Annotated in this window: 12 protein-coding genes; 4 read left to right on the plus strand and 8 right to left on the minus strand. The window is 66.5% G+C overall.

Annotated elements, in window-relative coordinates; all coding sequences use genetic code 11:
• Window positions 1–15 precede the first annotated feature (15 nt).
• From gltX to ACZ1I2_RS17730, 3 genes are read left to right on the plus strand one after another with little or no spacing between them, the layout of a single operon-like run.
• Window positions 16–1461: a glutamate--tRNA ligase gene (gltX, locus tag ACZ1I2_RS17720; RefSeq protein WP_465176355.1), complete on the plus strand. Its 1446-nt coding sequence runs from the start codon at window positions 16–18 to the stop codon at window positions 1459–1461.
• A 22-nt stretch (window positions 1462–1483) separates the two neighbouring features.
• The gene (locus tag ACZ1I2_RS17725; RefSeq protein ID WP_465176354.1) at window positions 1484–2767 is read left to right on the plus strand and encodes a citrate synthase; all 1284 of its coding nucleotides are present in this window, start codon (window positions 1484–1486) and stop codon (window positions 2765–2767) included.
• Window positions 2767–2952, plus strand: coding sequence for a hypothetical protein (locus ACZ1I2_RS17730; RefSeq protein WP_465176353.1), 186 nt, complete (start codon window positions 2767–2769; stop codon window positions 2950–2952). The genes ACZ1I2_RS17725 and ACZ1I2_RS17730 overlap by 1 nt, the downstream gene beginning before the upstream one ends.
• A gap of 13 nt (window positions 2953–2965) precedes the next feature.
• Here the strand turns inward: ACZ1I2_RS17730 and ACZ1I2_RS17735 are convergent, their stop codons facing one another.
• Genes ACZ1I2_RS17735 through ACZ1I2_RS17750 form a run of 4 tightly spaced genes read right to left on the minus strand, consistent with a single transcriptional unit; the run spans window position 2966 to window position 6990 of the window.
• The gene (locus ACZ1I2_RS17735) at window positions 2966–4339 is read right to left on the minus strand and encodes a sensor histidine kinase (protein WP_465177116.1); all 1374 of its coding nucleotides are present in this window, start codon (window positions 4337–4339) and stop codon (window positions 2966–2968) included.
• Window positions 4330–5430 carry a DUF2336 domain-containing protein gene (locus ACZ1I2_RS17740; protein ID WP_465176352.1) on the minus strand — a complete coding sequence of 367 codons (1101 nt, stop codon included), beginning with the start codon at window positions 5428–5430 and terminating at the stop codon, window positions 4330–4332. Before ACZ1I2_RS17740 ends, ACZ1I2_RS17735 begins: the two co-directional genes overlap by 10 nt.
• Window positions 5431–5485: 55 nt before the next feature.
• The gene (locus ACZ1I2_RS17745) at window positions 5486–6649 is read right to left on the minus strand and encodes a hypothetical protein (protein ID WP_465176351.1); all 1164 of its coding nucleotides are present in this window, start codon (window positions 6647–6649) and stop codon (window positions 5486–5488) included.
• A gap of 47 nt (window positions 6650–6696) precedes the next feature.
• Window positions 6697–6990, minus strand: a complete 294-nt coding sequence (locus ACZ1I2_RS17750) for an Hpt domain-containing protein (RefSeq protein ID WP_465172842.1) — start codon at window positions 6988–6990, stop codon at window positions 6697–6699.
• A gap of 82 nt (window positions 6991–7072) precedes the next feature.
• On the opposite strand from ACZ1I2_RS17750, the gene ACZ1I2_RS17755 reads away from it, so the two are divergent.
• Window positions 7073–9376 (plus strand): coiled-coil domain-containing protein, encoded by a 2304-nt coding sequence (locus tag ACZ1I2_RS17755; RefSeq protein ID WP_465176350.1) that lies wholly within the window; start codon window positions 7073–7075, stop codon window positions 9374–9376.
• Window positions 9377–9380: 4 nt separating this feature from the next.
• Here the strand turns inward: ACZ1I2_RS17755 and ACZ1I2_RS17760 are convergent, their stop codons facing one another.
• The 4 genes from ACZ1I2_RS17760 to ACZ1I2_RS17775 form a co-directional block, all read right to left on the minus strand.
• Window positions 9381–9827, minus strand: coding sequence for an Hpt domain-containing protein (locus ACZ1I2_RS17760; protein ID WP_465176349.1), 447 nt, complete (start codon window positions 9825–9827; stop codon window positions 9381–9383).
• Between the two features lie 79 nt (window positions 9828–9906).
• Window positions 9907–11280: a ribosome biogenesis GTPase Der gene (gene der, locus ACZ1I2_RS17765; protein WP_465172839.1), complete on the minus strand. Its 1374-nt coding sequence runs from the start codon at window positions 11278–11280 to the stop codon at window positions 9907–9909.
• A 73-nt stretch (window positions 11281–11353) separates the two neighbouring features.
• Window positions 11354–12679 carry an outer membrane protein assembly factor BamB family protein gene (locus tag ACZ1I2_RS17770; RefSeq protein WP_465172838.1) on the minus strand — a complete coding sequence of 442 codons (1326 nt, stop codon included), beginning with the start codon at window positions 12677–12679 and terminating at the stop codon, window positions 11354–11356.
• Window positions 12676–13377, minus strand: coding sequence for a tetratricopeptide repeat protein (locus tag ACZ1I2_RS17775; protein WP_465172837.1), 702 nt, complete (start codon window positions 13375–13377; stop codon window positions 12676–12678). Before ACZ1I2_RS17775 ends, ACZ1I2_RS17770 begins: the two co-directional genes overlap by 4 nt.
• Window positions 13378–13435 lie beyond the last annotated feature (58 nt).

The following is a 13435-nucleotide window of genomic DNA, read 5'->3' on the forward strand; positions in this document are numbered from 1 at the left end:
TGGGAGCAAGCGCGTTTGGGCGCAAGGTCTGATACCGCGGCGGCCGATACCGGCACGCCCGACACATCCGCAGTGGTGACGCGCTTCGCGCCGTCGCCCACCGGCTATCTGCATATTGGCGGCGCCCGCACGGCGCTGTTCAACTGGCTGTTTGCGCGCCATCATGGCGGCAAGTTCCTGTTGCGCATCGAGGATACCGATCGCGCCCGCTCGACCCAGCCGGCGATCGACGCGATCATCAGCTCGATGACATGGCTCGGTCTCGACTGGGACGGCGACACCGTGTTCCAGTTCGAGCGCGCGAAACGCCATGCCGAAGTCGCCTATCAGATGGTCGAGCAGGGCAATGCCTATCGCTGTTACGCGACCGCCGACGAACTGACCGCGCTGCGCGAGAGCCAGAAGGCGGCCGGCAAGCCGATGCGCTATGACGGCCGCTGGCGCGACCGTGATCCATCCGAGGCACCAGAGGGCGCGCCCTTCGTGGTTCGGCTGAAGGCACCCAAGGAAGGCGCGACGACGATTGTCGACCAGGTCCAGGGCTCGGTCACCGTGCAGAACGAGGAGATCGACGATCTCGTCCTGCTGCGGTCGGACGGCACACCGACTTATATGCTCGCGGTCGTGGTCGACGATCACGACATGGGCGTGACTCACGTCATCCGCGGCGACGATCATCTCAACAACGCCTTCCGGCAGCTCCCGATCATCAAGGCGATGGGCTGGCCCGTGCCGGTCTACGCCCATATCCCGATGATTCATGGCAGCGACGGCGGGAAGATGTCGAAGCGCCACGGCGCGGTCGGCGTGGAATATTATCGCGACGAACTCGGCATCCTCCCCGAGGCGCTCAGCAACTACCTGCTCCGGCTCGGCTGGGGGCACGGCGACGACGAGATCATCAGCCGCGAGCAGGCGACCGAGTGGTTCGACCTGGCGGATGTCGGAAAATCACCAAGTCGGTTCGATCTGAAGAAACTCGAGAACCTGAACGGTCACTATATCCGCAGCGCCGACAATGCCCGACTGGCCGAGCTGGTGATCCCGCGACTCGGTTTCGAAATCACCGAATCGCAGGCCGGATTGCTTCAGCGCAGCATGGAGTCGCTGAAGCCTCGCGCGGCCAATCTCAACGAGCTTACGACCGGCACGGCCTTTCTTTTTCGCACGCGCCCACTTGAAATGGACGCGGATGCAGCATCGCTCGTCTCCGGCGACGCACCGGCGCTGCTGGCGCGTCTGCATGCCGCTCTTGACGCGGTTGCCAACTGGGATGCAGAGGCTCTCGAAGACGCGGTCCGCCGGGTCGCGGACGATGCGGGGGTGAAACTTGGGCAGGTCGCGCAGCCGTTGCGGGCAGCGCTGACCGGGCGCAAGACATCACCCGGGATTTTCGACGTGCTCGAATTGCTCGGGCGCGACGAAAGCCTGGGCCGCATCGCCGACCGGATGACTGCCTGACGGGTCGAGAAAGGACATATCGATGAGCAACACCGCGAAGCTGGACGTGGCAGGAACTGCGCACGACTATGCGGTGATGTCTGGCAGTACCGGGCCCGACGTCATCGATATCCGCCGGCTCTATGCCGATACGGGCATGTTCACTTACGATCCCGGCTTCACTTCGACGGCGAGCTGCGATTCGGCGATCACCTATATCGACGGTGACGAGGGCGTGCTCCTCCACCGCGGCTATCCGATCGGCCAGCTCGCGGAACATTCGAGCTTCATGGAAGTGTCCTATCTCCTCCTGAACGGCGAATTGCCGAACGCGAAGGAGCTCGAAGGCTTCAGCTACACGATCTCGCGCCACACCATGCTGCACGAACAGCTCGCGACCTTCTATCGCGGCTTCCGTCGCGACGCGCATCCGATGGCGATCATGTGCGGTATCGTCGGCGCGCTCTCCGCCTTCTATCACGATTCGGCCGACATCACCGATCCGCACCAGCGCATGATCGCCAGCCACCGGCTGATCGCGAAGATGCCGACGATCGCGGCGATGGCGTATAAATATTCGGTGGGTCAGCCCTTCCTCTACCCCGACAACAGCCTGTCCTACACCGGCAACTTCCTGCGCATGACCTTCGGCGTTCCGGCCGAGCCCTATGTAGTGAACCCGGTGGTGGAAAAGGCGCTCGACCGCATCTTCATCCTGCATGCCGATCACGAGCAGAACGCGTCGACCTCGACCGTCCGTCTCGCCGGCTCGTCGGGCGCGAACCCGTTCGCCTGCATCGCGGCCGGCATCGCCTGCCTGTGGGGTCCGGCGCATGGCGGCGCCAACGAGGCGGCGCTCAACATGCTGCGCGAGATCGGGACGGTCGATCGTATCCCGCATTATATCGAGCGCGCCAAGGACAAGAACGATCCGTTCCGCCTGATGGGCTTCGGCCACCGCGTCTACAAGAACTACGATCCGCGCGCGACCGTGATGCAGCAGACCGTGCGCGAAGTGCTCGGCGCGCTGGGCGTCAACGATCCCGTGTTCGACGTCGCGCTCCACCTCGAGGAAATGGCGCTCAACGATCCGTACTTCATCGAGAAGAAGCTGTTCCCGAACGTCGATTTCTATTCGGGCGTGATCCTGTCGGCGATCGGGTTCCCGACGACGATGTTCACCGCGCTCTTCGCCCTTGCCCGCACCGTCGGCTGGGTCGCGCAGTGGAATGAGATGATCTCCGATCCCGCGCAGAAGATCGGCCGTCCGCGCCAGCTCTATACCGGACCGACCCAGCGCGATTACACGCCGGTCGCGAGCCGGTGATGCGCGCAGCGGTCACCATCCTCGGCATCCTGGTGCTGCTGATGGGGCTGCTGTGGATCGGCCAGGGCACCGGCTATATCCAGTGGCCGGCGTCCAGCTTCATGATCGATCAGCGCATCTGGGCGCTGTGGGGCGCGTTGCTGGCGGTCGTCGGCATCGTGCTGATCCGGATCGGGCGGCGGTAGCAGCGACGCCCGATCATTCCCGATAGGGTAGCGTGAAGACGAACCGGGCGCCCTGCCCCGGCGCGCTGTCGACCGTCACGTCACCCCTCATGGCGCGCGCCAGCTTGCGGGCGATGTAGAGCCCCAGCCCGCTACCACCAGCCTCGCGTGAATCGACCCGTTCGAACTTCTCGAAGATGCGGGCCTGGTCCGCGACTGCGATACCCTTGCCCTGGTCCGCCACGCTCACGGCGGCGATGCCGTTCTGGTGCTCGACACGAATCCGCACCATGCCGTCGCGCGGCGAATAGCGCACCGCATTGCCGATAAGGTTGACCAGCACCTGCACCGCCCGGCGGAACTCGCCCGTCGCCGGCAGCATGTCCTGCGGAGCCGGCTTGTCGATGCGCACCTGCGCCGCGGAAGCGCGTCCATCGAGCAAGGCCGCCGCCCGGCGCGCGACGTCGGCAAGATCGAGGGCTTCCTTCGCCACAGTGAAATCGGGATGTTCGATCGCCCGCAGATCGACCAGGTCGTCGACCAGGCCCATCAGATGTCGACCCGCGCTCGCAATATCCGCCGCATAAGTCGCATAATCCTGATGCAGCGGCCCATCCGACCGGGCGTTGATGCTGTCGGCATTGGCGATGATGCGGTCAAGCGGACTGCGCAGCGCCCGGTCAAGCCTCGCGGCAAGGGCTTCAGTCAGATCCTCGAATTGCGTGGAGTGCGGGACGGCAGCCGGTGCATCCTTGATCATGTGTGCGGTGCCGACGAAGCCGGCAAAGGCGCCGGCAACGTCCGTGCGCGCCGCCGTCAACAGCCGGACCGGCCGGCCAGTCGCGCGGATCGTCGCACGCTGATCATCGAGACGGCGGTGCATCGCCGGACCGTCCAGAATCGGGAACGCTTCCGCCCGATCATCGTCGAACGCGAACAGGCGGCTCAACGGCTGGCCGAGCATCGACGCCGAATCGAAACCGTGCTTTGCCCCGGCGCTGACTGGAAGGGAGGTGATGCGCAGCGCCGAATCCGTTTCCCATGTGCACTCGCCCGAACTGCGCAGGAAATCGCCATCGCGCTCGACCTGCATCGTGTCGGGACGCCAGGCGGCCCGGCTGCGCCAGCCAGTGATCCTCAGGCGCATGCCGGCCGCCTCGGGCTCAGCACGGACCCATAGCTCGACATCGTCGTCACCGTCCGCGACGATCAGGCCACGCGAGACGAGGATGCCGAGACGCTGCGCGAGCCGCGCCAGCGTCGCGATCTGGGGGATCGCGACTGGTTGGCCGATCCCGCCGCCCGCGCGGCTGTTGAGGTCGATCAGCCGCTGGTCGGCCTGGACCAGCCGGCCGGCGCGATCGACCATCCCAAGCACGGGCGCCAGCACCGGATCGCTCACGTGCAGGGCCGTGCCCTCCCCGCCGCCAGCGCACGCTGCGCGGCACGATAATCGGGCGGCAGCAACAACGGCGCGAGCGCCGCCAGCGCATGTGCCGATGATGTGGCAGCGATCGCGTCGAGCTGTTCGGCGAAGCGCTCGATATCGCGGCGGGGATCGGCTTCGCTCAGCGCGAGCGCGATCCGCGCAATCGATTCCCGATCGAGCTCCAAGGCACGCAACACCAGCCACAGGCGGTCGGCGCCTGGGTCGAGCAGTATCTCTCGCGCATCGGTGTAATTCAGGCCGAGCGCGTGGCCGATCAGCGCTACGACCAATGACAGGCGGCGGTCCAGCAGGGCTTCGATCAGCAGCCGGGCGCGTTCGTCGGCGCGTGTATCGAGGGCCGCGGCAAGGCGCATTGCCGCCACTTCGAGCCGACCGCCTTCATCATGAGAGGAGATGCTGCGTGCGGCAGCATCCACCAGCGCGCAGTCGAGTATCGCGAGATCGTCACCCGCCGCTTCGGCGAAATGCGCGCGGAGCGCGGCCGCCGTCCACCATGTCAGGCGATGGTGCAGCCCGGCGGGAAGGTCAGCACGCGCCGACGTCGTAACGGCGTCGCCATGACGGCGGTTCTCCGCGGCAAACAGTGCCATGGCCGCGGCCGCGACCACGCCGTCGGGATCCTGGGCCAAGCGGGCGAGCAGGCTGAGGCCATCGGGGTTCTCCGGCGCGGTGACGGGCAAGGCGGCGGCAAGCACGTCCTGTCGCGCCCGGCCGACCAGCTCACGCATCAGCTCGGCATCGCGCAACAGGCCCGATGCGCTGAGCCTCTCCAGAACGAACGGATTGCCATGGGCCAACGCCTTGGAAAGCACCGGCGCCCCACGCGCGGCGAGCAGGCGGGCGGCATGATGGCCCACCAATTTCTCGACAGTGGTAACGAGCGCGCCGAGCATACCCGCCAGGGCCGAGCGCAATCGTTCGTCGAGCCGCGCTTCAGCGGGGAGGAAGAAATCGTTGATTGCGACCGCCAATCTTTCATCGGCGCAAAGCTCCACTGCCGCCTCGCGCGCGCCCGGCTGGCCAGCCCCCCAACGGGCGCCATCATCCATGTCGCCAACATCGCTCGACATGCGCCCCTGCTACGAAAACATCCTTAATATGACACTAAGGTTTTTCGCGAAGACCCTCAATGGCGGCGCCCAGTGTCGCAACGGCACAGATTCCCGCGACTAGGAGGGCAGCGAGCGGTTGCCCGATCGCGACCAGGGGAAGCATCAGCATCGGATAAGCGGCCGGGCTCGCCCACCAGCGGCGGCGAAGTCGCGCATTGCCGGCCCGTTCGGCCAGCCCCGCCGCCACGATCGCGCTGCTCGCCGCGATCAGACCGGCGGTCGAGCCCCGGCCCAGCAGCAGGGCAGACAGTGCCGGCACCGCCAGCATCGCGCCTTGCTGAACGCGTAGCTGGATCGCCTCGTCCCGCAAGGCCGAAGCGGTCATCCCCACCGCCAACGCGACCAGGGCGACGATCGACAGCCCCAAACCGGTGATCGACCATCCGAAAAAGAGCGCCGCGAATCCGGCGACCGCCAGAGTGAACGCCAGAGCAGTAACGGCGATGCTGGAAATATTCCGCGCTACCATATGCGGCAGGGCGAGGCGCGCCAGCGGTGCCAGCACGAACCGGTCGGCCCAGCGCGTCGGAGCGGGCGTCAGCGCCGACAGGATCACCTTGCCGCGTTCCGCCAACCGGCGCGAATCGCGTTCGATGCCATGCGCTTCACCTGCGGCACCGGCCGGCAGGCGAATCTGTGCCGGACCAGCCTGTGCCGCGACACGGAGCAGGGTCGACTGGAAATCATAGTCCTTCGGCATCGCCGCGACCTCGGCGATCCGCTTCGCGTCGAGCAGCGCCATGCCGGCCCAGGCGGTCAGCGCGCCGACCCGTTCGAACGGTGCGCCACTACCCTGGTCGTCGATGACGAGCAACGCGTCCCCATGTTCGGCAGCCAGCGAAGCCACGACCTCTCCGGTCGTCATCACGCCATCGGCGACGACCAGCACCCGTGACAGAGGGTGCAGCTTCTCCGCCGCCTCGGTGGCGGTGCGAACGGCATCGACCGATGCGCCGCGCCGTCCGATCCGGTTGATCGCACCGAGCAGCTCGGGCGTAAGCCGGGCGATGACGAGGACGAGCTGCGACGCGCCCGCCGCGACGAGCAACCGCGCCTGGAATTCGATCAGGGTCAACCCGCCGAACGGCAAGGTCGCGGCAAGCGTACCGGGCCGGTCAACGGCATCCTCGGTCGCGAAAATCAGCCCGGCCAACATGCTGAGCTGTTAGGCTGAACCATCGCCATTGGCAAAGGTGACGATATTCAGAGGCATTTCGCCGCCTGGCGCAGGCGACGAAGCAGGCCTTCGTCCGGCGCGCGCGCCTCGGTCGCCTCGGACGCGATGTCCATCAGGGCAATGGCGCCGAAGCTCGCGGCGAGGCCCTTGAGACGTGCCGCAGCACGCCGCCATTCGTCATCACCTTCGGCGCTCTGGAGGGTGTCGAGACCGCGCCGGACACCGTCGAGAAAGGCTTCGCGAAGCTCAGCGATCAGCTGGGGCTCGTCGCCCACCGCGGCCGCCAGAGTCGCATCGATTGCACCAGGATCGTACGCCATGCCTGTGTTTCTACGCAGAAGCGCTTAAGACAAGGTTTCGCTATTCTCTTTCCGCAGGCAGAAATCGTGATAAACAGCTGATATGAACGGGGGTTCGCGCATCATCGATCTTCGACCAGGTACCGGTCCCAAAGCGCCTGCTGAAGCTGCGGCGTCACCGGACCCTGCCACGGTCGAAACGGTCGAGCCGCACCAGTATATCGATGACTATGACGACGAGCCGGCGCCGCAGCGCGTACGGTGGATCGTTCCCACGCTCGGCATTCTCGTCTCGCTCGGCTGGATCGCAGGCATGCTGTGGCTGGCGTGGCCGAGCCTGCAGCGCGCATTGCCGATCGAGCTGACCGGTTTCATCGCGGCCTTGTGCGTGCCCCCGGCGCTGATCGGCATCCTGATGTTGCTGGCGCTCCGGACCAGCACCGCCGAGGCGCGGCGCTTCGGCCGTACCGCCGAAGCCATGCGCGCCGAGGCGGCCAGCCTGGAACGCACGGTCGCGGCCTTGTCCAACGCGATCGACGCGAACAGGACCAGGCTCGCCGAGCAATCCTCCAGCCTGATGGCGATCGGCGACGGCGCGGCCGCAAAGCTGACCGGCATCGGGACCGGCATTGCCGAGCAGGTCGATCTGGCTGACGCTCAGGCGCGCAAGCTGGCCGCCGCCGCCGCCGCCGCGGAAAAAAGCCTCGCCATCTTGCTCGCCACCCTGCCCAAGGCGCATGACGAAACCGAGGACCTGACCAGGCTGCTCGAACAGACGGGAATCTCCGCGGGCCGCCATGCCAGTGCGCTCGACGCCCAACTGGTCGCCCTGGCCGAACGGGGGCGGGAAGCAGACGCCGTCGCGGGCGGCGCGGCGCAGAGGCTTGCCGCACACATCACTCGCATGGAAGCGACCAGCGAGACGGCTGGCGCGCGCCTCGAGGCAGTCACCGGTGACATGTCAGCCGCGGTCGACGGACTGCTCGGCCGCACCGCGGGAGCGGTGGACGAAGCGCGCAAGGGTATTGCCGCGCAGGGCGAGGCGATGCTGGCGATGCTCGGCACCAACCAGGCAGCGCTTGACCGTGCCAGCCGGGACAGTGTCGAGGCGCTCGCGGCGCGCATCGGCACGATCGAACAGATCATCGACCGGATCGCGGCCCGTCTGGGCGAGCAGCGCGTCGCCAGCGAGATGGTGATTGGCGAACTCGACACCGGGCTGACGCGGGTCTCCCGCCAGCTCGACGCGCTTCACGCGCAGGGCGTCGACCGGACCGAGCATCTTTCCGCCTCGATCGGCGCGCTCGGCGGATCGGCCGATGCGATGACCGCTGCGCTGAAGACTGGCGATGCGATCGCGACCACGGCGATCGGCACGACCGAGCGGTTGCTGACGGCGCTCGATGCGGCGGCGCGCGAGATCGACGAAACATTGCCCGGCGCCCTGGCGCGGCTCGATGCGCGGATTTCCGACAGCCGGCGCATGGTCGGCGATGCGACGCCGGAATTGCTGGCGCTCGTCACCGCCGCCGAAAACACGCATGAAGCGGTCGCGGCAATTGCCCAGGCCATCGCCACGCAGCGCGACACGATCGACACGCTGTCCAACACGCTGATCGAGACGCTCGCCAGCGGCCGCGCCAGGGCGAATGCGCTCGGCGAAATGGTCGAGGAGACGATCGGCCAGACCCATCGCTTCGCCGACGAGGCCGCGCCGCGCCTGGTCGAAGCGCTGCTGCGAGTCCGCGACACCGCCAGCGCCGCGGCAGATCGCGCCCGCGAGACGCTCGCTTCGGTCATTCCCGAAGCGGCGATGGCGCTGGAAAATGCCAGCGTCGAGGCAATGCGGCGCGCATCCTCCATGGCCCTGGATCAGCAGATCGCCGCGATCATCGACGCCGGCGACGCGGCAGCGGAGTCGGCTCAACGCACGTCCGAACGACTGACTCGCCAGATGCTGGCGATCGCCGAGTCGACTGCCACGGTGGAGAGCCGGATCGAGGAAGCCCGGATCGAACGCGAGGATGCCGACAAGGACAGCTTCGCCCGCCGGGTGTCGCTGCTGATCGAATCGCTCAACTCCGCGTCGATAGACATCACCAAGGCCTTCTCCGCCGAAGTGTCGGACAGCGCATGGTCGGCCTATCTCAAGGGCGATCGCGGTATCTTCACGCGGCGGGCGGTGCGGCTGCTCGATAGCGGCGAGACGCGGGAGATCAGCCGTCTCTATGAGGCGGACATGGCCTTTCGCGAGCAGGTGAACCGCTACATTCATGATTTCGAGGCGATGCTGCGCGCGATCCTGGTCCAGCGCGACGGGTCTCCGCTGGGTGTTACCTTGCTGTCGTCCGATATGGGCAAGCTCTATGTCGCCCTGGCCCAGGCGATCGAGCGACTGAGAACCTAAGCCATTACAGCGCGCGGCGGCCAAATACGGGCCGGCGCGCGACCAATGGGTTCGATTCACGCTCGAGCAGTTCCAGCGTCTTGTCGAACAATGGCCGAAGTTCGACCACCGATTGCAGCGCTTCATCGGGCGTATCGCGATTCTCTACGCAATCGCGCGCGATCGTCTCGATCTTCTCCGCCAGCGCGCCGAGCGGTTCTGCGCCGAACTGCCGGGACTCGCCCTTCAGCGTGTGGGCGGGCAGGACCATCGCGGCGGCGTTGCGAGACCGCATGGCAGTCTCGATCGCTCCGACCGATTTCACGCCGTCTTCCCGAAAATAGCCCAAAATCCGCACGAAGCCGGCACCAAGCTCGTTCCGAGCCCGCGAAAACACCATCCAGTCGACCAGGCGAGGATCGTCGAGCGACACCGCAATCTCCCACTTCGGGCCGCAAGGCCGCGAAGACATGCCCCGCTCTTATGCAAACGGGGTAAAGGATGCGTTGACGGGCGTGCCGGCAGTCGCACCGACACCGTTCAAACGGCCTTTACCGGTCGAACGGATTCTTGGGCGCGCGCAGCGTCAGCCGGACCGGCACCGCACCGAATCCGAGGTCGCGCCGGATGCCGTTGATCAGATACCGCTGATAGCTCGTCGGCAATTGATCGACGCGGGTACCGAACAGGACAAAACCGGGCGGGCGCGTCTTGGCCTGGGTCAGGTAGCGTAGTTTGATGCGCTTGCCGCCCGGCGCGGGCGGCGGATTGGCCTCGATCGCCTTTTCGAACCAGCGGTTGAGCTCGCCCGTGCCGATACGGCGCGACCAGGCTTCCCGCGTCTCGAACGCCACCTTGAGCAAGGTATCGATGCCCTTGCCGGTCGCCGCAGACACCGTCAGCACCGGGATGCCCTTCACCTGCGAGAGCCCTTCCTCCAGGGCGCCGCGGATGCCGTTGAACAGGCTGCTGGCATTTTCCGCCACGTCCCATTTGTTGATCGCGACGACCAGCGCACGCCCCTCCTGCAGCGCCGCGTCGGCGATGCGCAGGTCCTGCGCCTCGAGCCCGCGAGTCGCGTCGAGCAGCAGCACGACCACTTCGGCGAAGTCGATCGCGTGAAGCGCGTCGGCGACCGACAGCTTTTCCAGCTTGTCCTGCACATTGGCGCGCTTGCGCATGCCGGCCGTGTCGATCAACCGAACGGCCCGGGCCTCGCCTTCCGGATCGTGCCAGGTCCAGTCGATCGCGATCGAATCGCGGGTGATCCCGGCCTCGGGACCAGTAATCAGCCGCTCCTCGCCGAGCATGCGGTTGATCAGCGTCGATTTGCCGGCATTGGGGCGGCCGATAATGGCGAGCTTCAGCGGCGCGTCGAGGCTCTCCTCATCAATCTCCTCGGCTACCGCTTCCGCGTCCTCCTCGGGCTCGACGTGCGGCAGCAGTGCCTCGAACAACTCGACCATGCCCTCACCATGCTCGGCGGAGAGCGCGACCGGATCCCCGAAGCCGAGCGACAGCGATTCGAGGATACCGTTTTCGCCGGCGCGGCCTTCGGCCTTGTTCGCGACCAGGATTACGGGGGTTTTCGATCCACGCAGCCAGCGGGCGATCTCCTCATCGAGCGGAACGAGGCCGACACGGGCGTCGATCAGGAACAGAGCAACATCGGCCTGGGCGACGGCGGCTTCGGTCTGCGCGCGCATGCGGCCGGGCAGCGAAGCGGCGTCCTGGTCCTCGTACCCGGCGGTATCGATGACACGGAATTCCATGCCGACGAGCGTTGCATCACCCTCCCGCCGGTCGCGGGTCACGCCTGGGCGGTCGTCGACGAGCGCAAGCTTCTTGCCGACGAGACGGTTGAACAGAGTCGATTTGCCGACGTTGGGCCGGCCGATGATCGCGACCACGGGAAGATTGGGCATGGCGCGCCTTAGCGCGCCGCGCCGCATTCGTCACCCCGGAGTCGCACCGGAGTCACGAAGCGGTCGCCGTCGATCAGCGATACGCCGAGATCCGGCCCTTCTGATCGAGCACATAGAGCGTGGAATTCGCCACGATCGGCGGCAGGCTGTAGGATTTGCCGCCCTCGATTACCGCGCCGGGTTCGCCCGTGTCGGGCGAGGCCGACAGGATTTCGCCGCGCGAGTTGGTCAGGATCAGGCGGTTGCCGGCGAGAACCGGGCCATACCAGGTGACCGGATTCTTCTTTTTCTTCTCGCTGCCATAATGGCGGAGCTGCTGGATCCATCGGACCTTGCCGGTCGCGCGGGCGAGGCAGACCAGCCGGGCATCGTCCGTGACGATGAACAGCCATTCACCCGCGACCCAGGGGGTCGAGATGCCGGCGAAATTCTGTTCCCAGATGCGCTGGCCCGAGACGATTTCCAGCGCGACCATGCGCCCACCCTGGCCGACGGCGAAGACGAGGCCGCGGTCGATGACCGGCGACGCGTCGATATCGGCAAGCGACGACACCGAGGTGGAGATGGTCGAACGCGACAGCGCGTCCTGCCACAGGGTGCGGCCATTCTCGTAGCGATAGGCGTTCAGTTCGCCGGAGGAGAAACCGGCAATGACCGTGCCCTGCCCCATCGCGGGCGCCGCGACGCCGAACACGCCCTGAGTCTCAAGCGAGCCGGACTGAGTCCAGACGACCTTGCCGTCGGTCTTGGTCAGCGCGAACAGCTGATTGTCCTGGCTCAGCACATAGAGATTGTCGTTGTCGATGGTCGGTGAGCCGCGCAGCGGGCCGCCCGGCTTGGCGCGCCACAGCTCGGCGCCGGTCGCGGCGTCGAGTGCCACCACGTCGCCGAGACCATCCGTCGCATAGACCTTGCCGTCATCGAAGCTGACACCGCCGCCGAAACGCGCGCTTTGGGTCTTCTTGTCGGTCTTGGCGATATTGGTGGTCCAGACCTTTGCGCCGGTATCCGCGGTGAAGGCATGGACATTGGCGTCCACGTCCATCGCATAAAGCCGGCCGCCGGCAACGACCGGTGGCGCGGCGAGCCGCTGGCGGTTGGAACCGCCATCGATCGAAGCGCTCCATGCACGCGACAGCGTGGCGCCGAGCGCAAGCTGCCCCATCGACTTGGAGGCATTGCCGCCTGGCTGCGCCCAGCTGTCATTGGCCTCTGGCGCGGGGAGAAGCACCTGCACGTCCGCCAGACTCTTGTCGGAGGTGACTTCGCTCTCGGACATGAGGATCGGCACGCGATCACCCAGCACCGGAGTCTTCTTGCCGCCGCCCTTGAAAATGCCGCAGCCACTGAGCGCGAGGAGCGCGGCGCCGGCCAGCAGCACCCGGTTCTTGTACATCATTGCGCTTTCTTTTCCTCAACCGGGCCGACCGCGTCGACGCCCATGGTGCCCGCGAGCTGAACCGCGCGTTGACGGATCGTATCGGGCACCGTCTCGTCCCGGGCGATCTGCCCGAAGAGCGGTGCCGCGAGATCGGGCTTGTTCATTTGGAGATAGGCGGCACCGACGAGCTCGCCCGCGCTGCCGAACCAGGGATTACCCTTCACCGCAAGCGGCTTCAGCCGGTTGACGACGACATCGGGCTTCAACGTATCGAATTCAGCGGAGGTCTGGCGGATCAGCGCCAGGTCGCGCAGCGGCTGGCCGATCGAACTGTCGCCCGCGACCGCGGCGAACTTGGCGGCAGCGCCCTTCAGGTCTTCCTTCTGCAGCAGCAGGTCGGCCTGGGTGAACAGCGCCATCGCGCGGTAGCCGGCGATCTTCGACCCGGCGAGCTCGACCAGGCCCTTCTCGGCGGTGCCGATCTTCTGCACGGCCAGATCGTCATAGACGGCCTGAAGCTTCTCGCCCTGCTCGCCCGCGACCTCGCCGCTGTGATGCTGCCAATAGAGGAAGCCGCCGAACGCCGCGAGGCCGGCGATGATCGCGACAATCAGCCAGCGGCCAAAGCGCGTCCACATGCTCGCGAGCTGATCGCGGCGAAGTTCCTCATCGACCTCACGCAGGAATGCTTCGTCGGTATTCGGCGTAACGGCCAAGGGATGCTCCATGTGGCGAAGGCTGGAAAGGCGCGGACCTTAGCGATGGCCGCGCACA

The organism is Sphingomonas sp. BL-S-29 (genome assembly GCF_055521495.1).

Coding starts and splice junctions, on each gene's coding strand:
- ACZ1I2_RS17725 (WP_465176354.1), top strand. CDS start 1,484: ATGAGCAACACCGCGAAGCTGGACGTGGCAGGAACTGCGCACGACTAT.
- ACZ1I2_RS17745 (WP_465176351.1), bottom strand. CDS start 6,649: ATGTTGGCCGGGCTGATTTTCGCGACCGAGGATGCCGTTGACCGGCCC.
- ACZ1I2_RS17760 (WP_465176349.1), bottom strand. CDS start 9,827: ATGTCTTCGCGGCCTTGCGGCCCGAAGTGGGAGATTGCGGTGTCGCTC.
- der (WP_465172839.1), bottom strand. CDS start 11,280: ATGCCCAATCTTCCCGTGGTCGCGATCATCGGCCGGCCCAACGTCGGC.
- ACZ1I2_RS17740 (WP_465176352.1), bottom strand. CDS start 5,430: ATGGATGATGGCGCCCGTTGGGGGGCTGGCCAGCCGGGCGCGCGCGAG.
- ACZ1I2_RS17770 (WP_465172838.1), bottom strand. CDS start 12,679: ATGATGTACAAGAACCGGGTGCTGCTGGCCGGCGCCGCGCTCCTCGCG.
- ACZ1I2_RS17750 (WP_465172842.1), bottom strand. CDS start 6,990: ATGGCGTACGATCCTGGTGCAATCGATGCGACTCTGGCGGCCGCGGTG.
- ACZ1I2_RS17730 (WP_465176353.1), top strand. CDS start 2,767: ATGCGCGCAGCGGTCACCATCCTCGGCATCCTGGTGCTGCTGATGGGG.
- ACZ1I2_RS17755 (WP_465176350.1), top strand. CDS start 7,073: ATGAACGGGGGTTCGCGCATCATCGATCTTCGACCAGGTACCGGTCCC.